The organism is Duganella callida (assembly GCF_004614165.1).
Classification (GTDB): domain Bacteria; phylum Pseudomonadota; class Gammaproteobacteria; order Burkholderiales; family Burkholderiaceae_D; genus Rugamonas; species Rugamonas callida.
In genome coordinates this window covers 54,030-70,692 of the sequence record NZ_SPVG01000073.1, presented here as the reverse complement: position 1 = coordinate 70,692, position 16,663 = coordinate 54,030, and the positions used below count along the sequence as shown (strand labels likewise).

General features: G+C 64.1%; 16 protein-coding genes. 4 read left to right on the top strand and 12 right to left on the bottom strand.

Translation table 11 applies throughout. The annotated features are described in order from the left end of the window. Both E4L98_RS07835 and E4L98_RS07830 read left to right on the top strand, forming a co-directional pair. Window positions 1-288, top strand: coding sequence for a DUF4936 family protein (locus E4L98_RS07835; RefSeq protein ID WP_135201003.1), 288 nt, complete (start codon window positions 1-3; stop codon window positions 286-288). After that, on the top strand, window positions 279-1,010 hold the full coding sequence (locus E4L98_RS07830) for an NRDE family protein (protein ID WP_135201002.1): 732 nt from the start codon (window positions 279-281) through the stop codon (window positions 1,008-1,010). The genes E4L98_RS07835 and E4L98_RS07830 overlap by 10 nt, the downstream gene beginning before the upstream one ends. Here the strand turns inward: E4L98_RS07830 and E4L98_RS07825 are convergent. Beyond that, window positions 1,000-2,229 carry an ATP-grasp domain-containing protein gene (locus E4L98_RS07825; protein WP_135201001.1) on the bottom strand — a complete coding sequence of 410 codons (1,230 nt, stop codon included), beginning with the start codon at window positions 2,227-2,229 and terminating at the stop codon, window positions 1,000-1,002. The two genes, E4L98_RS07830 and E4L98_RS07825, sit on opposite strands and share 11 nt — an antisense overlap. Beyond that, complete coding sequence (locus tag E4L98_RS07820; protein WP_229257306.1) at window positions 2,219-3,670, bottom strand: pyridoxal phosphate-dependent decarboxylase family protein; 1,452 nt, start codon at window positions 3,668-3,670, stop codon at window positions 2,219-2,221. The genes E4L98_RS07825 and E4L98_RS07820 overlap by 11 nt, the downstream gene beginning before the upstream one ends. A gap of 93 nt (window positions 3,671-3,763) precedes the next feature. Here E4L98_RS07820 and E4L98_RS07815 point away from each other — a divergent pair, with 93 nt between their 5' ends. Beyond that, on the top strand, window positions 3,764-4,111 hold the full coding sequence (locus E4L98_RS07815) for a flagellar protein FlaG (protein WP_135201000.1): 348 nt from the start codon (window positions 3,764-3,766) through the stop codon (window positions 4,109-4,111). A gap of 4 nt (window positions 4,112-4,115) precedes the next feature. Here E4L98_RS07815 and E4L98_RS07810 read toward each other — a convergent pair whose 3' ends face one another. Genes E4L98_RS07810 through E4L98_RS07780 form a run of 7 tightly spaced genes read right to left on the bottom strand, consistent with a single transcriptional unit; the run spans window position 4,116 to window position 10,638 of the window. After that, window positions 4,116-4,544: a GNAT family N-acetyltransferase gene (locus tag E4L98_RS07810; RefSeq protein ID WP_135200999.1), complete on the bottom strand. Its 429-nt coding sequence runs from the start codon at window positions 4,542-4,544 to the stop codon at window positions 4,116-4,118. 37 nt (window positions 4,545-4,581) lie between these two features. Next, window positions 4,582-5,502 carry an SDR family oxidoreductase gene (locus E4L98_RS07805; protein ID WP_135200998.1) on the bottom strand — a complete coding sequence of 307 codons (921 nt, stop codon included), beginning with the start codon at window positions 5,500-5,502 and terminating at the stop codon, window positions 4,582-4,584. Further along, window positions 5,502-6,500, bottom strand: a complete 999-nt coding sequence (locus E4L98_RS07800) for an NADP-dependent oxidoreductase (protein ID WP_135201024.1) — start codon at window positions 6,498-6,500, stop codon at window positions 5,502-5,504. Before E4L98_RS07800 ends, E4L98_RS07805 begins: the two co-directional genes overlap by 1 nt. 2 nt (window positions 6,501-6,502) lie before the next feature. Continuing rightward, on the bottom strand, window positions 6,503-7,282 hold the full coding sequence (locus E4L98_RS07795) for an SDR family oxidoreductase (RefSeq protein ID WP_135200997.1): 780 nt from the start codon (window positions 7,280-7,282) through the stop codon (window positions 6,503-6,505). A gap of 11 nt (window positions 7,283-7,293) precedes the next feature. Next, window positions 7,294-7,596 carry a Dabb family protein gene (locus E4L98_RS07790; protein ID WP_135200996.1) on the bottom strand — a complete coding sequence of 101 codons (303 nt, stop codon included), beginning with the start codon at window positions 7,594-7,596 and terminating at the stop codon, window positions 7,294-7,296. Window positions 7,597-7,614: 18 nt separating this feature from the next. Further along, a complete protein-coding gene (locus E4L98_RS07785; RefSeq protein WP_135200995.1) occupies window positions 7,615-9,456 on the bottom strand; it encodes an acyl-CoA dehydrogenase in 1,842 nt (613 codons plus the stop codon). A 3-nt stretch (window positions 9,457-9,459) separates the two neighbouring features. Further along, window positions 9,460-10,638 (bottom strand): acetyl-CoA C-acyltransferase, encoded by a 1,179-nt coding sequence (locus tag E4L98_RS07780; protein WP_135200994.1) that lies wholly within the window; start codon window positions 10,636-10,638, stop codon window positions 9,460-9,462. A 199-nt stretch (window positions 10,639-10,837) separates the two neighbouring features. Between E4L98_RS07780 and E4L98_RS07775 the strand changes: the two genes are divergently transcribed. Continuing rightward, window positions 10,838-12,532, top strand: a complete 1,695-nt coding sequence (locus E4L98_RS07775; protein WP_135200993.1) for an MFS transporter — start codon at window positions 10,838-10,840, stop codon at window positions 12,530-12,532. Window positions 12,533-12,574: 42 nt separating this feature from the next. On the opposite strand, the gene E4L98_RS07770 is transcribed toward E4L98_RS07775, so the two are convergent. The 3 genes from E4L98_RS07770 to E4L98_RS07760 form a co-directional block, all read right to left on the bottom strand. Then, on the bottom strand, window positions 12,575-13,447 hold the full coding sequence (locus tag E4L98_RS07770) for a transposase (RefSeq protein ID WP_135200992.1): 873 nt from the start codon (window positions 13,445-13,447) through the stop codon (window positions 12,575-12,577). Between the two features lie 117 nt (window positions 13,448-13,564). Further along, entirely contained in the window at window positions 13,565-14,215 is a 651-nt protein-coding gene (locus E4L98_RS07765) for a PEP-CTERM sorting domain-containing protein (protein ID WP_135200991.1), read from the bottom strand. Between the two features lie 166 nt (window positions 14,216-14,381). Then, window positions 14,382-16,466 carry a 3-hydroxyacyl-CoA dehydrogenase NAD-binding domain-containing protein gene (locus E4L98_RS07760; RefSeq protein ID WP_135200990.1) on the bottom strand — a complete coding sequence of 695 codons (2,085 nt, stop codon included), beginning with the start codon at window positions 16,464-16,466 and terminating at the stop codon, window positions 14,382-14,384. Window positions 16,467-16,663 lie beyond the last annotated feature (197 nt).

The window sequence follows — 16,663 nt, the reverse complement described above, 5'->3', positions numbered from 1 at the left end:
ATGGATCTCTACGTCTATTATCAAGTCAAGGACGCCGATGCGGCCTCCTTGCAGGCGGCGGCCGCGGCCATGCAGGCTGATCTGGCGCGGCGTCACGGCGTCGCGGGCCAGCTGAAACGCCGGCCGGACAGCAAGGGCGGCCTGCAGACGTGGATGGAAGTGTATTCCGCCACGCCGGCGGGCTTTGCGGCGCTGCTCGACAGCGCGGTGGCCGACGCCGGCCTGTTGGCCTGGATCGCCGGCCTGCGCCATACCGAAGTGTTCATGGATGTGGTCCCATGTGCCTGATCGTCTTCGCCTGGCAAGTGGTGCCCGCGGCGCCGCTGATCGCCGCCGCCAACCGCGACGAGTTCTACCAGCGCGCCACCGCGCCGGCCGGCCCCTGGCTCGACCATCCGCAGATTTACGCCGGCCGCGATTTGCAGGCCGGCGGCAGCTGGATGGGCATCACGCAGGGCGCGGCGCCGCGCTTTGCCGCCATCACCAACATCCGCAATCCGGCCGACCACAAGGACGATGCGCCCTCGCGCGGCCAGCTGGTAGCGGACTACCTGGCCGGCAGCATGACGGCGCGGCAATACGTCGACGCCATCCGCGCCGGGGCCGACGCTTACAACGGCTTCAACCTGGTGCTGGGCGACCGCGATACCCTGATCTGGTATTCCAACAAGGGCGACGCCGATCCGCGCAACGGCCAGCCGCTGGCGCCCGGCGTCTACGGGCTGTCGAACGCGCTGCTGGACGCGCCCTGGCCCAAGGTGCTGAAAACCAAGGCGCAGTTTTCCAGCCTGCTATGCCTGGGCGCGCCCGATGAGGCGTTCTTCGAGATGCTGTCCGACACCGCGCAGGCGCCGGACCAGCGCCTGCCGGAAACCGGTGTGCCGCTGGAACTGGAACGCACGCTGTCGGCGGTGCGCATCGAAAGCCCGGGCTACGGCACCCGCACGTCCACCGTGGTCAAGCTGTACGCCGACGCCCGCGCGACCTTGCACGAGCTGGTCATCCATTGATGCCGCGGCCGGCGGCGCGTTCGAGCAGCGCGCGGAAAGCGTCGAACACCTTGCGCATCGCCGGCTGCTTGTAGGGGAACATGTCGACCGGGTCCATGCCGTGGACGATCATGGCATTGTCCGCCTCGAAGATCAGCAGGTCGCCGTTGGGCATTTCCGCGCAGTCGATGCCGAGGTAAGGCAGTTGCATGCGCTGATCGATCGCCCGCAACGCGGCCTGATGGCGCAAGGCGAAGCCCTGGTCGAAGCCGGCCATGCAGGCTGCTTCCTCGGCGCGCTTGTCGGCGCTTTCGGTCATGCCGGCGTTCAGATAGTGAATCATCCAGCGCTGCGAGATGGCGAAGTGGCAGATGTACGGCACGCCTTCGATCAGCGCCACGCGGTATTTGCGGAACAGCCCGTCCGCGCTGCGGTAATCGACAAAGCGCGAGATGTAGAACTGCAGGCCTTCCACCGTTTGCAGGTAGATGCCCAGCGCTTCCGGCGTATCGACCTTCTCCAGATTGGTGCCGGCGTGCGATCCGAGCGGACGGACAATGATGGGAAAGCCGCCGTCGCCGAGCAGCGCCTCCACCGTCTGCAGGCCAGCCGCGATCCGGTTCAGGACGCCGCGGTCGGTGCGCACCGAGACCGGCATTTCCACCCCGGCCAGGCCGCGCAAGGCGGCGCACACGCCGTCACGCGACAGCACGCGGATGTGCTCGGGCCGGTTGATGACCGGGCGCGGCCAGTCGCTGACATATTCGGTCAGGCGCGCCAGCAACGGCTGATTGGCTTCCGATTCGGCCACCGCCACCAGCATTACGTCATGCTCCGGCACCTGCTCCGGAAAATCCTCATCGGCGCGCAGATACAGCAGTTCCAGCGTGACGTCGCTGTCCTCGACCAGGAATTCCACCGGCGTGTTGGACATCAAATCGCCCGGCCCCATCAGCACCAGCAGCGTCAGGCCCGGACCCGGCTGCCTGGCCGGCAGCGTGTAATGCTGGCGCAGCGTGATGGCTTCCGCCTGCACCGCCAGCGCGTCGGCGCGGTTTCCGGTCAGTTGCAGCACGGTGGAAAAATCCATGTAGGCGTGGGCGTCGTTGGGCCAGGTCTGCGCGCGCTGCAGCAAGGTCTGGCCCAGCCCGGTCAGATCTTCGCCGGCGAACGCCCGGCGCATCAGCGGGGCGACGCCGATCAGCGGCGCGTTGTGCTGTCCGATTGCATCAAAGGTCATGCTGTCTCCGTAACTTGAGCAAGGTTGCCAGCAGCGCGTCGATGTCCTGCTGACGGCTGCGGTGATTGACGACGGCGACGCGGATCGCCAGCTGGCCGCGCACCGTCGTCAGCGAGGGCGCGGCCACGCCCGATTCCTGCAGATCGGCCACCAGCGCGGCGTTGAGCGCGTCGCCATCGTGCCCGCGGCGGTAGCGGAAGCAGACGATGTTGAGCGCGACCGGCGCCAGCAGCTCGAGTTCCGGCTCGGCGCTCACGCGCTCGGCCAGATAACGCGCCAGCAGACAGGTCTGATAAATCGCCTGACCGATGCGCTCGGCGCCGAACACCTGGAACGTGAACCAGGTCTTCAGCGCGCGGAAGCCGCGCGACAGGTCCGGGCCGAAGTCACACGGCCACGGTGAATTGGCCGCCATGCCGCGCGTGTCGCGGCGCAGATAGCTGGCCGGCGTGGCGAAGGTTTCCAGGTGCAGATCGCCATCGCGCACCAGCACGAAACCGGCGTCGTAGGGCACCTGGCCCCATTTGTGAAAGTCGCAGGCGATGGAATCGGCCAGTTCGATGCCATCCAGCTGCGGACGCAGCTGCGGGGACAGCATGGCCAGCGCGCCGTAGGCGCCATCGACATGGAACCAGACGCCGTTGCGCTCGGCGATGGCGGCCACCACCGGCAAGTCATCGACCGCGCCCACGTCCACCGTGCCCACCGTGGCGGCCACAAAGAACGGCAGCAGGCCGGCCTCGCGGTCGGCCGTGATGGCGGCTTCCAGCGCGGCGGTATCCATCTGGAAAGCGGCATTCATCGGGATCTTGCGCAAATGCGCGCTGCCCAGCCCGGCGAGATCCATGGCCTGGGCGATGCAGCCATGGGCGCCGGCCGAGGTGTAAGCCACCAGTTGCGGCTGGCCGGTCACGCCATGGCTGCGCACCGCGCCGCCAAGGGCGCGGTAGCGCGCCACCAGCAGCGCCAGCATGTTGGCCATCGAAGTGCCGGTGACGAACAAGCCGCTGGCCGTGGGCGGAAACTGGAACAGTTCGGCCATCCAGCGCACCACCTGGCGCTCGACTTCCACCGGAATGTGGTCGCGGCCGCCCAGATTGGCGTTCAGGCCGGCGGCCAGCATCTCGGCCAGCATGCCCACCGGCGTGCCGCCGCCGTGCACCCAGCCGAAAAAGCCGGGATGGGCGTTGCCGATCGCGTAAGGCAGAATGTGGTCCATGAACTGCCGGTGCACTTCCGGCAAGTCGCTGCCCCGCGCCGGCAGGCCGCCGCGGAAGACCGCGCGTTCGGCGTCAGGGATCGGCTGCCAGACCGGACGCTCGCGGATGTGCTGGAGATAGTCGATCATGTCGTCCAGCATGCGGTGGCCCTGGCTGCGGAATTGCTGCCAATCCTCGGGGTCCAGCGAGGCGGTGAAATTTTCTAGCGTTTTCTTTGACATTGGGCTCAATTTTTCTGCAGACCTGCCGTTATCACCAGTAACGGGGCAATCCATCCATGGTCGCTCCCCGGAACGGAAGGAAAACCACTGATTATGGATACGAGCAGCATCAACCGTCTGGAATTGCCACCCGCCACCGCCGCCCTGGTGGCTGCGGCGCGCGCTACGTCCACCGCAAAGTCTATTGTCGCCGGTAAAGACGACGCTGCCACCAAAGTACCAAGTAAAACTGAGTTAAAACAGTCTGTCGATGCGATCAATCGTTTCCTTGAGGATAATAATTCGGTCCGTTTCAGCATCGACGAGGACAGCGGCCTGTCCGTCATCAAGGTGATCGATACAGAAACCGACAAAGTCCTGCAACAATTTCCCTCAGAGCAATCCCTGGAAATCGGCAAACGCCTGACCAAGCAGGGGCTGCTTATCGACAGCAAGGTCTGAACGCTTAATCGAAGCTGCGCTGCATGTTGATGTGCGGAATGCCGGCTTCGAAGAATTCCTCGCCTTCAATATCGAAACCATGGCGCTGATAAAACGGCGCGGCATGGGTTTGCGCGCTCAACGCCACCAGCTTGTCGCCGCGCGTGCGCGCCTGCGCCATCAGCGCCTGCAGCAGTTCGCCGCCGATGCCGCTGCCACGCGCGATCTTGCGCACCGCCATGCGGCCGATGTGACCATCCGGCAGCAGACGGCCGGTGCCGACCGGCATGCCTTCCGCATCGTAAGCGACGGCGTGCAGACACAGCGCATCCATGGCATCCATTTCCAGCTCGGCCGGAACGCCCTGCTCCTCGACGAAGACTTCAAACCGGATCAGCTTGGCATCTGCGCTCAGCGTACCCCAGTCGCCCAATTTTATTTCGTACTTGCTCATCGCGATTTCCTGTTGACCAAAGCACGATTGTCGCACGTCAGGCGGGCGGCTTGGAAGGGCTGTTGATTTTGGCCCGCAGCGCTTCTTTCAGCTGCGGCGTGGTGGCGTAGGGGTCGGCCGGATTGGCGCCGTCGACGATGTGTTCCATGCGCTCGCGCACACCGGCCAGCGCCTCCGGATGCGAATAAATGTAGAAGCGGTTTTCGGCAATCGCCCTGAAAGTCAGCTCGGCCACGTCCTGCGCCGAGATCTTGCCGGAAGTGACGGCCTTGTCGGTCATCCACTGCGCCGCCAGCTGACTGGCCGTCGGCCGCTCGGTCATGCGCACCTCGTCGGGACGGTTGCGGTGCGACTGGTTGATGCCGGTCGGCACAAAGTACGGGCACAGCACCGAGGCGCCGATGGGCGCGCCCACCAGTTGCAGGTCCTGGTACAGCGTCTCGGTCAGCGCCACCACCGCGTGCTTGGAGACATTGTAGACGCCCAGCGCCGGCGCCGTCACCAGCCCGGCCATCGAGGCTGTGTTGACGATATGGCCTTGGTACGCCGGATCGCGCCGGGCCGCCTCCAGCATCAGCCGGGTGAAGATGCGCACGCCGTGGATCACACCATACACGTTCACGCCCATCACCCAGTCCCAGTCGGCCTCGCTGCTTTCCCAGATCAGGCCGCCCGAGCCGACGCCGGCGTTGTTGAACACCAGGTGGACCACGCCGAACTCGGCCACCGCGGCGTCGGCCAGCGCCTGCACCTGCTCCGCCTTGCGCACGTCGCACAGCCGGCCGATGACGCTGGCGCCCTGCGCCTTCAGCTCGGTCAGCGCCTGCTCCAGCGCATCCTGCTGCACATCGGCCAGCACCAGCCGCATGCCCTCGCGCGCGGCGACGTTGGCGAACTGGCGTCCCAAACCACTTGCACCGCCGGTGATGACGGCGACCTTGTCCCGGAATGTTTTCATCAGATGAGCTTCACTAGTTGTTTGCCGAAATTACGCCCTTGCAGCAGGCCCATGAACGCCTCTGGCGCGGAGGCCAGGCCTTCCGTTACCGACTCGCGGTAAGTGATGCGACCGTCCGCCACCAGCGCACCGAGTTCCCGCAGGCCCTGCGGCCAGCAGTCCATATGTTCCGTAATGATGAAGCCGCTGATGGTCAGACGGTTGATCAGCAGCAGGCGCGCATTGTTGATCGGCACCGCGGCGCCGCCGTAGCCGGCGATCAGCCCGCACAGCGCCACGCGTGCGAAGGCATTGGTGCGCGCCAATGCCGCATCCAGGCAGGCGCCGCCGACATTTTCAAAAATCGCGTCGACGCCATCCGGCGTGGCGTCGGCCAGGTCGGCCTCCAGCCTGCCGGCCTTGTAGTCGATGCAGGCGTCGAACCCCAAGGCCTTGACCACGTAATCGCATTTTTCCTCACCGCCGGCGATGCCGACCACGCGGCAGCCGCGCAGCCGCGCCAGCTGACCGGCCACGCTGCCCACCGCGCCGCTGGCCGCCGACACCACCACCGTCTCGCCGGCCCTGGCCTGCATGATCCTGTTGAGGCCGTACCAGGCCGCCATGCCCGGCATGCCGACCGCACCGAGGAAGGCGGGCAGCGGGATGCGCGCGGTATCGAGCTTGCGCAGGCCTGCGCCATCGGACACGCCCATCTCGGCCCAACCCAGCATGCCATTCACCTGGTCACCCGGCTGCCAGGACCGATGGCGCGAAGCGACCACCTCGCCGACCGTGCCGCCTATCATGGTTGCATCGAGCTGCTGCGAGCTGGCGTAGCTCTTGGCCGCGCTCATGCGGCCGCGCATGTAGGGATCGAGCGACAGGTAATGATTGCGAATCAGCACCTGGCCCTCTTCAAGCGCCGGCACCGGCACCGATTCGAGACGGAAGTTGTCCGCCGTCACGGCGCCGCGTGGGCGCGAGGCCAGCACGATGCGCTGGTAAGTCTCCGCGATGCTCATACTGCCGACACGCCTCCGTCCACCGCCAGGATCTGGCCGGTGATGTGCTTGCCCGCATCGGAGGCGAACAGCACGGCGGCGCCCTTCAGGTCTTCGTCGTCGCCGAGACGGTGCAGCGGCGCGTGGCTGGTCAGCTCGTCGCCCATCTGCGCCAGCAGGCCCCTGGTCATCTTCGACGGGAAAAAGCCCGGCGCCAGCGCGTTGACGGTGATGCCGTAGCGGCCCCATTCGCCCGCCAAGGTGCGCGTGAAATTGACCAGTGCGCCTTTGGAGGTGTTGTAGGCCAGCGTGGTCATGGTGCCGGGCGGGTTGCCGGCCAGGCCGGCGATGGAGGCGATGTTGATGATGCGGCCGTATTTGCGCCCTATCATCGAGCGCTTGCCGACCAGCTGCGACACCACGAAGATACTGCGGATGTTCAGGTCCATGACCTTGTCCCAGGCATCGATCGGGTGGTCCTCGGCCGGCGCGCCCCAGCTGGCGCCGGCGTTGTTGATCAGGATGTCGATGTGGCCCAGGTGGGCGATGGCGCCATCGACCAGCGCGGCGGCCTGTTCGTCCTGCGACAGGTCGGCGGCGATGGCGTGGGCGCTGATGCCATGCTGCGCCAGTTGTGCGACGGCGTCATCGAGGTCCGCCTGCTTGCGGGCCGAGATGACCAGTTTGGCGCCCTGTTCGCCCAGCGCCATGGCCATCTGCAGCCCCAGCCCGCGCGAGCCGCCGGTGACCAGCGCGGTCTTGCCGGCCAATGAAAACAGTTCTTGCGTGGTCCGCATAGGCGTGCTCCTCAGATTTCGTAGTCCATGCATTGGCGCTCTTCGCGCACGGCGCCGAAGAACGGCTTGATCGCCACGTGGTCCGGATGCACCTGATAGGCATCCAGCGCCGCCTTGTCGGTGAATTCCGAATACAGGATGATGTCGTAAGTGGCTTCCAGGCCGGGCTGCGCCAGCGCCACTTCGAACTTCAGGATGCCGGGAACCAGATCGGCGCACGACTCCAGCATCTGCTTCAGCTTGGCGGCGTTGGCGGCGCGGTCGGCGCCCTCGGCGTGTTCCTTCAGTTTCCACATCACGATGTGTTTCAGCATGTCGTTCTCTTTCTTCGGTTAAAACCACGCATCGCGCATCTCGAGCGTGGTGGTGTCTATGCTGGCCAGCAGCGCCAGCTGCGGACCGACCTTGGGCAGCTCCCAGTGGAAGAAATAGCGGCAGGCTTGCAGCTTGCCGCGATAAAAATCCGCATCGGCGTCATCGAGCGCCGCCGCGGCCACCAGCGCCTGCTGCAGCCAGATCCAGGCCACCACGATGTGCCCGGTCGCTTCCAGATAGGTGCTGGCGTTGGCCAGCGTCTTGTTCAAATCGCCGACAGCATACAGCTTCTGCGTCACTTGCTCCAGCGCCTGCCAGGACTGCTCCAGCGCGTCCGCATGCGCGCGCAGTTCCTTGCCGATCTCGGCCCACGCCGGCGGCGCGCCATCGGGCAGCGCGACGCTGCCGCGCACTTTGCGCACAGTTTTGCGTATCTCGCCGCCAAATGCGCGGAACAAGGCGCCATCCTGCAGCGTCACCTTGCGGCCCAGCAGGTCCAGGCCATGGATCCCGTGCGTGCCTTCGTGGATCGCATTCAGGCGGTTGTCGCGGTAAAACTGCTCGACGTTGTAATCGCGCGTGTAACCGTAGCCGCCGTGTACCTGGATGGCCAGACTGTTGGCCTCCACGCACCATTGCGAGGGCCAGGATTTGGTGATCGGGGTCAGGAAATCGAGCAGGCGGGCGGCGTGCTCGCGCGCTTCCGGCGTTTCCGCCGTGTGCTGCTCGTCGACCAGGCGCGCGCTGTACAGCACCAGGCCGAGCGCGCCTTCCACGTAGGCTTTCTGCGCCAGCAGCATGCGCCGCACGTCGGTGTGCTCGATGATGGCCAGTTGCGGTTGCGCCGGGTCTTTCTGCGCCGGATGCCGGCCCTGCAGGCGGTTACGGGCGTAATCGAGCGCGTGCAGATAAGCGGTGTAACCGAGCACCGCCGCGCCCATGCCGACGCCGATGCGCGCTTCGTTCATCATGTGGAACATGTTGGCCAGGCCTTGACCGGGCCTGCCGACCAGATAACCGATGGCGCCGCCGTTCTCGCCGAAATTCAGCAGACAGTTGGTGGTGCCGCGGTTGCCCATCTTGTGATTCAGGCCGGCCAGCGCGACATCGTTGCGCGCGCCCAGCGTGCCGTCGTCGTTGACCAGGAATTTTGGCACGATGAACAGCGAGATCCCCTTCACGCCCGGCACCAGCTTGCCATCGGCGCCGGGGATCTTGGCCAGCACCAGGTGGATGATGTTTTCCGACAGTTCGTGCTCGCCGGCCGAAATCCACATCTTGTTGCCGCGGATGCGGTATTGCCGATCGCCATCCGGCACCGCGCGCGTGGTGATGTCGGACAGGCTGGACCCGGCCTGCGGCTCGGACAAGCACATGGTGCCAAAAAAACGCCCTTCCAGCATCGGATCGACGAAGCGCGCGATCTGTTCCGGCGAGCCGGTCTTGAGCAAGGTGTTGGCGTTGCTCATGGTGAGGAAGGTATAGGCCGAGGTAGCCACATTGGCGGCCGTGAAATAGGCTGCCAGCACTTTTTCCAGCAATACCGGCAGCTGCATGCCGCCGCGTTCGAAGTCCTGGCCGGCCGCCATCAGGCCAGCCGCCGAAAAGGCCTGCAGCGCGGCTTTCACCTCGGGGATGATTTGCACCTTGCCGTCCACCACATGCGGCTCGTTGCTGTCGCTTTTCTTGTTGTGCGGCGCGAACAGTTCGGTGGCCAGCCGTTCGGCCGTGTCGATGGCGGCGTCGAAGGTTTCGCGGTTGTGGTCCTGAAAACGGACGCGGCGGGTCAGTGCTTCCGCGTCCAGCCATTCGTAGAGCAGGAAGTTGAGGTCGCGGCGCGACAGGATGGTCGAGTCCATCGCTTACACCACTTCGAACAGGCCCGCCGCTCCCTGGCCGCCACCGATGCACATGGTGACCACCACATATTGCACGCCACGCCGCTTGCCTTCGAGCAGCGCATGGCCGGTCAGGCGCGCGCCCGAGACGCCGTACGGATGGCCGACCGCGATTGCGCCGCCGTTCACGTTCAGACGATCCATCGGAATGCCCAGCTGGTCGGCGCAATACAGCACCTGCACGGCAAACGCTTCATTCAATTCCCACAGGCCGATGTCGTCTACCTTCAGTCCCGCCTTCTTCAGCAGCTTTGGCACGGCAAAGACGGGGCCGATGCCCATTTCATCCGGCTCGCAGCCAGCCACGGCGAAGGCGCGGAAAATACCAAGCGGCTGCAACCCTTTGGCGGCGGCGGTCCGCGCGTTCATCACGATGGTCATGGCGGCGCCGTCCGAGAACTGGCTGGCGTTGCCGGCGGTGATCACGCCGCCCGGGATCGCGGTACGGATCCTGGCCACGCCTTCGTACGTGGTGTCGGCGCGGATGCCTTCATCGGCCGCGATGGTCACCTCGCGCGACAACAGGCGGCCGGATGCCTTGTCGGCCACGCCCATCACCGTGGTCATCGGCACGATCTCGGCGTCGAACAGTCCTGCGGCCTGTGCCGCGGCGGCGCGTTGCTGGCTGCGGACGCCATATTCGTCCTGGCGTTCGCGGCTGATGTTGTAGCGCTGCGCCACCGTTTCGGCGGTCTGCAGCATCGGCCAGTAAAGCGCCGGCTTGTGTTCCTTCAGCCACAGCTCCTTATACATGTGCGTGTTCATTTCCTGCTGCACGCAGGAGATCGATTCGACGCCGCCGGCGGCATAAATATCGCCTTCGCCGGCAATGATGCGCTGGGCCGCGGTGGCGATCGTTTGCAGGCCCGAGGAACAGAAGCGGTTGATGGTCATGCCCGCGGTGCTCACCGGACAGCCGGCCCGGAGCGCGATCTGGCGCGCGATGTTGCCGCCGGTGGCGCCTTCGGGGAAGGCACAGCCGACCAGCACGTCTTCCACCTCGCCCGCCTCGATGCCGGCGCGCCCGATCGCTGCCTGCAGCGCGTGACCGCCCATGGTGGCGCCATGCGTCATGTTGAACGCGCCTTTCCACGATTTGGCCAGACCGGTACGGGCGGTCGAAACGATGACGGCATCAGTCATGAAAGTCTCCTGAGTATGTGTTTTGATCAACCCAGAATAGCACATTTTCTGCACGGTCGTTCGCAAATCATGGTGTAAGTTTCGCGTAAGTTTGGTGCAAGCATGACGTAAGTTTCGGCGTCCACACTGGGTTCAAGCTGACGGAGTTTTAACTATCTCAGCCGGGGATAAGTCCTTATAAAATCAAAGGAGACACATCATGGCAACATCATCGGGTACCGCTGATCTGCGTGGGTCCAAAGCAGCGGGGATCACCGCCGAGGAACGCAAAGTGATCTTTGCGTCATCGCTGGGCACCGTGTTCGAGTGGTACGACTTCTATCTGTACGGTTCGCTGGCGCCTATCATCGCCAAGCAATTCTTCATCGGCGATCCGACCACCAGTTTCATCTTCGCGCTGCTGGCGTTCGCCGCGGGCTTCATCGTGCGGCCGTTCGGCGCGCTGGTGTTCGGCCGGCTGGGCGACATGATCGGCCGTAAATACACCTTCCTGATCACCATCCTGATCATGGGCGGCTCCACCTTCATTGTCGGCCTGTTGCCCGGCTATGCGGCCATCGGCATCGCCGCGCCCATCGTGCTGGTCGGCCTGCGTCTGCTGCAGGGCCTGGCGCTGGGCGGCGAGTACGGTGGCGCCGCGACCTACGTGGCCGAACATGCGCCGCACGGCAAGCGCGGCGCGTTCACCTCCTGGATCCAGACCACTGCGACGCTGGGCCTGTTCCTGTCGCTGCTGGTGATCCTGGGCACCCGCACCGCGATCGGCGAGGAAGCCTTTAACGCCTGGGGCTGGCGCGTGCCCTTCCTGGTTTCCGTGCTGCTGCTGGGCATTTCGGTATGGATCCGCCTGTCGATGAACGAATCGCCGGCGTTTGCCAAGATGAAGGCCGAAGGCAAGACCTCGAAAGCGCCGCTGAGCGAAGCGTTCGGCCAATGGGGCAACCTGAAGATCGTCATCCTGGCGCTGATCGGCCTGACCATGGGCCAGGCGGTGGTGTGGTACACCGGCCAGTTCTACGCGCTGTTCTTCATGACCCAGGTGCTGAAGGTCGATGGCGCCACCGCCAATATCCTGGTGGCGCTGGGGCTGGCGCTGGCGACGCCGTTCTTCATCTTCTTCGGCTCGCTGTCGGACAAGATCGGCCGCAAATACATCATCCTGGGCGGCTGCGTGATCGCCGCGGCCACCTACTTCCCGCTGTTCGGCGCCCTGACCCACTACGCCAACCCGGCGCTGGAAAGCGCGCTGAAAAACTCGCCGGTGGTGGTGATGGCCGATCCGACCACCTGCCACTTCCAGTTCAACCCGACCGGTACCACCAAGTTCCCCTCGTCCTGCGACATCGCCACCGGCATGCTGTCCAACGCCTCGGTGGCCTACACCAAGCAGGACGCGCCGGCCGGCAGCGTGGCCAAAATCAAGGTCGGCGAAAAGGAAATCACCTCGTTCAACGCCACCATGACGCCGGACGGCCTCAACTTCGACAAAGCCAGCAAGGATGCCGAGGCGGCGCTGAAAAAAGAAGTCGGTGGCGCCATCAAGGCCGCAGGCTATCCCGCCAAGGCGGACGACACGCAGATCAACAAACCGATGGTGGTGCTGATCCTGTTCGTGCTGGTGCTGTACGTGACCATGGTGTACGGCCCGATTGCCGCCATGCTGGTGGAAATGTTCCCGACCCGCATACGCTACACCTCCATGTCGCTGCCCTACCACATCGGCAACGGCTGGTTTGGCGGCCTGCTGCCGACGATTTCATTCGCGCTGGTGGCGTTCAAGGGCGACATCTACTACGGCCTGTGGTACCCGATCATCGTGGCCCTGATCACCGTTGTGATCGGCACCCTGTTCATCCGCGAAACCAAGGACAACAACATCTACGCGCACGACTGAAGCCGGTTCGATCCATCCCAAGCCGCCTGCGGGCGGCTTTTTTCATCTGGGGTCAGTTCTGCCAATCGCACACGAGCTGTGCTTTAGCTGTGCTTCCACGCGCTGGACGATACGGCTGACCGTGCGATATGACACGCCGAAGTGTCCGGCAATCTGGCTCATCGTGTACGCAGTGGAAAAGTAAGCCTGCGCCATCGCCATATCACGGTCAGGGAAGCTCGCCTGGTATTGTGCTAGTGGAAGCGCCAGCGCGCGACGATGCTCTTTGGTGACTTCGTTCAGCAATTGCGGCTGCTGGTATCGGTTGATGAAGCTATCATCGCCGAGCAGCAACTTGTGGCGTGCATGTTTGATCGGACTTTCGGCGGTCATGCCGTTCGCGACAAATCGTTGGTAAGCCAGGATCGCCTCGCGGCGAGTACTTCCGAACTGCGCCAGCATCCACGCAGCATTCAGCCAGACAGGCGGCTGATCGTCCTGCACCGTGAGGCGATAGCTGCTCCAGGCCCAATCCTCTGGACGCTTGACCAGCCCCGCGCGCACCGGATTCAGCACGACATAGCGGGCCAGTTCGCGCAGATGGGCTTCCTTTTGGACCAGAATCGCGCTGTAGCGTCCCTGGAAAACATGACCGACAAGCCGGTATCGACGATTGAAGTACTGGGAATAAGTGCCATTTAGTTGACGCATGCCTCTCGACAAGTTGGCCTCGCCGGTTTCCAGCAGGATATGATAATGGTTGCCCATCTGGCAGAAACTGTACACGGTGAAATTGAACCGAGCGCAGGTGTTCTCCAGCAGCTCCAACCAGTGCAGGCGATCGGTATCGCTACGAAAAATAGCCTGCTGCCTGTCGCCACGTGCGGTGACGTGGTACAGGCAACCAGGAAATTCAAGACGTAATGGGCGGCTCATGGAGCCTACCCTATCTCAACCATCACGCCTTCATCTGATCCAGATCAGAAAACCGCATACTGCGCCCCGCTACGGCCGTGTCCGTGTGCGATTGGCAGAACTGACCCCGGATTAAGGTCAGGCGCGCTTGCGGCGGCGGGCGGCGTAACCGAGGATTGCCAGGCCGCTTAGCAGCATGGCGTAGGTTTCCGGTTCCGGGACGGCGGCGGCGATGCCGGAGCTCAGGAATTCCACCCGCAGGCCGGTCGGGTTGCCGCCGTTTTGTGCCCAGTTGCTGACCACGAAATCCAGCTGGTTGATGCCGCTGACGAAGCCGCTGTTGGCGCTGAAGGCACTCCAGTCGGTGAAGCCGCTGGCACTGCTGATGACCTGGTTGTTCAGCTTGACCACCACCGAGTTGTCGGCCGCCAGGCGGCCGGTGAACGCGGCCGTGGCGGCGTTGTAGCCGCTCAGGTCGAAGTTCAGGGTGTAGGTGTAGGTGCCGGCGCTCCAGGCGTCGAAACTTTGCGATTGGCTGGCCGTCGGCGTGATCCATTTCGACGTGTCGCTGTTCGCCAGCCATAGATTGATCGGCCACTGGTTGTCGATGGTGATGGTCGGCACCGTGGCGCTGATGGCGGTGTCGCTGCTGGCCGCGCTCAGGTGGTAGTTGCTGTCCGGCGTGCCGGCGGCGCCGGTGCCGGTGTTTTTCAAACCGCTGATGGCGGCTGCGTTCGCCGAGCCGACGGCCGTGGCTGCCAATGCGGCAGCAAGAAGGGTACGTTTCATAAGAGCCTCGAAAAGTGGATGGGGTCGCTGAATACTGCAACTCGCACCATTTTTTGGGGCGCAGAGCTTACGAATGCTGTTGTCAGGAATTATAAGCCCGTTTCAATAAAAATGCTCACAGGCCATTAATATTTCTTTATGGAATGTGAGCATTTCACTACATCGCTTACTTGCTGTTAAAGCCCAGGTTTGCCTCGGCCAGTTTCACCAGCAGCGGCGCCGGCTGCCAGGCTTCGCCATGGTGGCCGCGCGCGTATTGGTGGATGGCCGCCAGCACGTTCGGCAGGCCCACCGTGTCGGCGTAGAACATCGGGCCGCCGCGATACAGCGGGAAGCCGTAGCCGGTCAGGTAGACCATGTCGATGTCCGACGCACGCAGGGCAACGCCCTCTTCCAGGATCAGCGCGCCCTCGTTGACCAGCGCATACACCAACCGTTCGACGATTTCCTTATCGCTGATCTTGCGGCGGCCGATGCCCAGGTCGGCCGAGTGCTGGACAATCATGGCGTTGACTTGCGCATTCGGATAGGCGGTGCGGTCGCCCGGCTTGTAGTCGTACCAGCCGGCGCCGGTCTTCTGGCCGTAGCGGCCCATCTCGCACAGCAGGTCGGCGGTTCTGGAATAGCTGATTTCCGGCTTTTCCACATAGCGGCGCTTGCGAATGGCCCAGCCGATGTCGTTGCCGGCCAGGTCGCCCATGCGGAACGGTCCCATGGCAAAGCCGAACTTCTCCGCCGCCTTGTCCACCTGCTCCGGCAACGCGCCCTCTTCCAGCAGGAAGCCGGCCTGGCGGCTGTACTGCTCGATCATGCGGTTGCCGATGAAGCCGTCGCAGACGCCGGATACCACGCCGGTCTTCTTCAATTTCCTGGACAGCGCCAGCGCGGTGGCCAGCACGTCCTTGCCGGTCTGGCTGCCGCGCACGATTTCCAGCAGCTTCATGACGTTGGCCGGAGAGAAGAAGTGGGTGCCGATCACGTCCTGCGGACGCCCGGTGAAGGCGGCAATCTGATCGACGTCCAGCGTCGAGGTGTTGGTGGCCAGGATGGCGCCCGGCTTCATCACCTCATCGAGCTTGCGGAACACCGCCTCTTTCACGCCCATGTCTTCGAATACCGCTTCCACCACGATGTCGGCCCCGGCAATGTCCTCATAGGCCAGCGTGCTGTTCAGCAGGCCCATGCGCTGTTCCAGCTTCTCGGCCGTCAGCTTGCCCTTCTTGACGGTGTTTTCATAGTTCTTGCGGATGGTGGCGATGCCCTTGTCCAGCGCCTCCTGCCGCGTTTCCAGCAGCGTCACGGGAATGCCGGCATTCAGGAAGTTCATGGCGATGCCGCCGCCCATGGTGCCGGCACCGACGATGGCCGCGCGCTGGATGGTGCGCACCGGCGTGTCGGCCGGCACATCCGGCACCTTGCTGGCCATGCGCTCGGCAAAGAAGGCGTGACGCAGCGCCTTCGATTCGGTGGTCTGGATCAGGTGCAGGAAACGTTCGCGCTCGAACTTCAGACCGTCCTCGAATTTCATGGTGACCGAGGCGGCCACGGTTTCGACACACTCCAGCGGCGCCGGGAACGGGCCGGCCATGGCTTTGACGGTGTTGCGCGAGAATTGCAGGAAGGCTTCGTGATTCGGGTAGTCGACCTTACGCTCGCGTACCTTCGGCAGCGGCCGGACGTCGGCGATTTTTTCGGCGAACGCCACCGCGGATTGCAGCAGATCAACATCGGCCGCATAAATCTCGTCGAACAGCGCCGGCAGCTGTTCCGACGGCACCGGCGTGCCGGACACGATCATGTTCAAGGCCGGCTCCAGCCCCAGCACGCGCGGCAGCCGCTGCGTGCCGCCGGCCCCCGGCAGCAAGCCCAGCTTCACCTCCGGCAGTGCGATCTGCGCGCCCGGCATGGCGACGCGGTAATGGCAGCCCAGCGACAATTCCAGCCCGCCGCCCATGCAGACGCTGTGGATGGCCGCGACCACCGGCTTGGTGGCGCTTTCGGCGGTGGCGATCAGGGTGTGCAGGCTGGGCTCGGTCAGCGCCTTGGGCGTGTTGAATTCCTTGATGTCGGCGCCGCCCGAGAAGGCTTTACCGGCGCCGGTGATGACGATCGCCTTGACGGCGTCGTCGGCCAGCGCCCGCTGAATGCCCTTCACCGCTGCGGTGCGCGTCTCCAGGCCCATGCCGTTCACCGGCGGATTATTCAGCGTGATGACGGCCACCGCACCGTGCACTTGATATTCAGCTGTCATGTCTCTTCCTTATTGTTGGTTGAATGGGCAACTTGTTCACTATACCGCATAAAAAGAACGATCGTGTTATTTTTTTAGCGGGAACCGCGGGACTTTTGGTTGGCGCGACCGAACTTAGCAATGAAGAGAAACGTGCGCCGGTGTGTCGTGCGCGGAGTACACTTGCCGGTGATTCTTTATTGCTCAGCTTGCTTCAG

Excerpts from the sequence above, each read along its gene's own strand:
- E4L98_RS07785 (WP_135200995.1), bottom strand. The coding sequence starts at position 9,456 with ATGGACTCGACCATCCTGTCGCGCCGCGACCTCAACTTCCTGCTCTAC.
- E4L98_RS07765 (WP_135200991.1), bottom strand. The coding sequence starts at position 14,215 with ATGAAACGTACCCTTCTTGCTGCCGCATTGGCAGCCACGGCCGTCGGC.
- E4L98_RS07795 (WP_135200997.1), bottom strand. The coding sequence starts at position 7,282 with ATGCGGACCACGCAAGAACTGTTTTCATTGGCCGGCAAGACCGCGCTG.
- E4L98_RS07820 (WP_229257306.1), bottom strand. The coding sequence starts at position 3,670 with ATGTCAAAGAAAACGCTAGAAAATTTCACCGCCTCGCTGGACCCCGAG.
- E4L98_RS07770 (WP_135200992.1), bottom strand. The coding sequence starts at position 13,447 with ATGAGCCGCCCATTACGTCTTGAATTTCCTGGTTGCCTGTACCACGTC.
- E4L98_RS07810 (WP_135200999.1), bottom strand. The coding sequence starts at position 4,544 with ATGAGCAAGTACGAAATAAAATTGGGCGACTGGGGTACGCTGAGCGCA.
- E4L98_RS07835 (WP_135201003.1), top strand. The coding sequence starts at position 1 with ATGGATCTCTACGTCTATTATCAAGTCAAGGACGCCGATGCGGCCTCC.
- E4L98_RS07830 (WP_135201002.1), top strand. The coding sequence starts at position 279 with ATGTGCCTGATCGTCTTCGCCTGGCAAGTGGTGCCCGCGGCGCCGCTG.
- E4L98_RS07825 (WP_135201001.1), bottom strand. The coding sequence starts at position 2,229 with ATGACCTTTGATGCAATCGGACAGCACAACGCGCCGCTGATCGGCGTC.
- E4L98_RS07780 (WP_135200994.1), bottom strand. The coding sequence starts at position 10,638 with ATGACTGATGCCGTCATCGTTTCGACCGCCCGTACCGGTCTGGCCAAA.
- E4L98_RS07760 (WP_135200990.1), bottom strand. The coding sequence starts at position 16,466 with ATGACAGCTGAATATCAAGTGCACGGTGCGGTGGCCGTCATCACGCTG.
- E4L98_RS07790 (WP_135200996.1), bottom strand. The coding sequence starts at position 7,596 with ATGCTGAAACACATCGTGATGTGGAAACTGAAGGAACACGCCGAGGGC.
- E4L98_RS07775 (WP_135200993.1), top strand. The coding sequence starts at position 10,838 with ATGGCAACATCATCGGGTACCGCTGATCTGCGTGGGTCCAAAGCAGCG.
- E4L98_RS07805 (WP_135200998.1), bottom strand. The coding sequence starts at position 5,502 with ATGAAAACATTCCGGGACAAGGTCGCCGTCATCACCGGCGGTGCAAGT.
- E4L98_RS07815 (WP_135201000.1), top strand. The coding sequence starts at position 3,764 with ATGGATACGAGCAGCATCAACCGTCTGGAATTGCCACCCGCCACCGCC.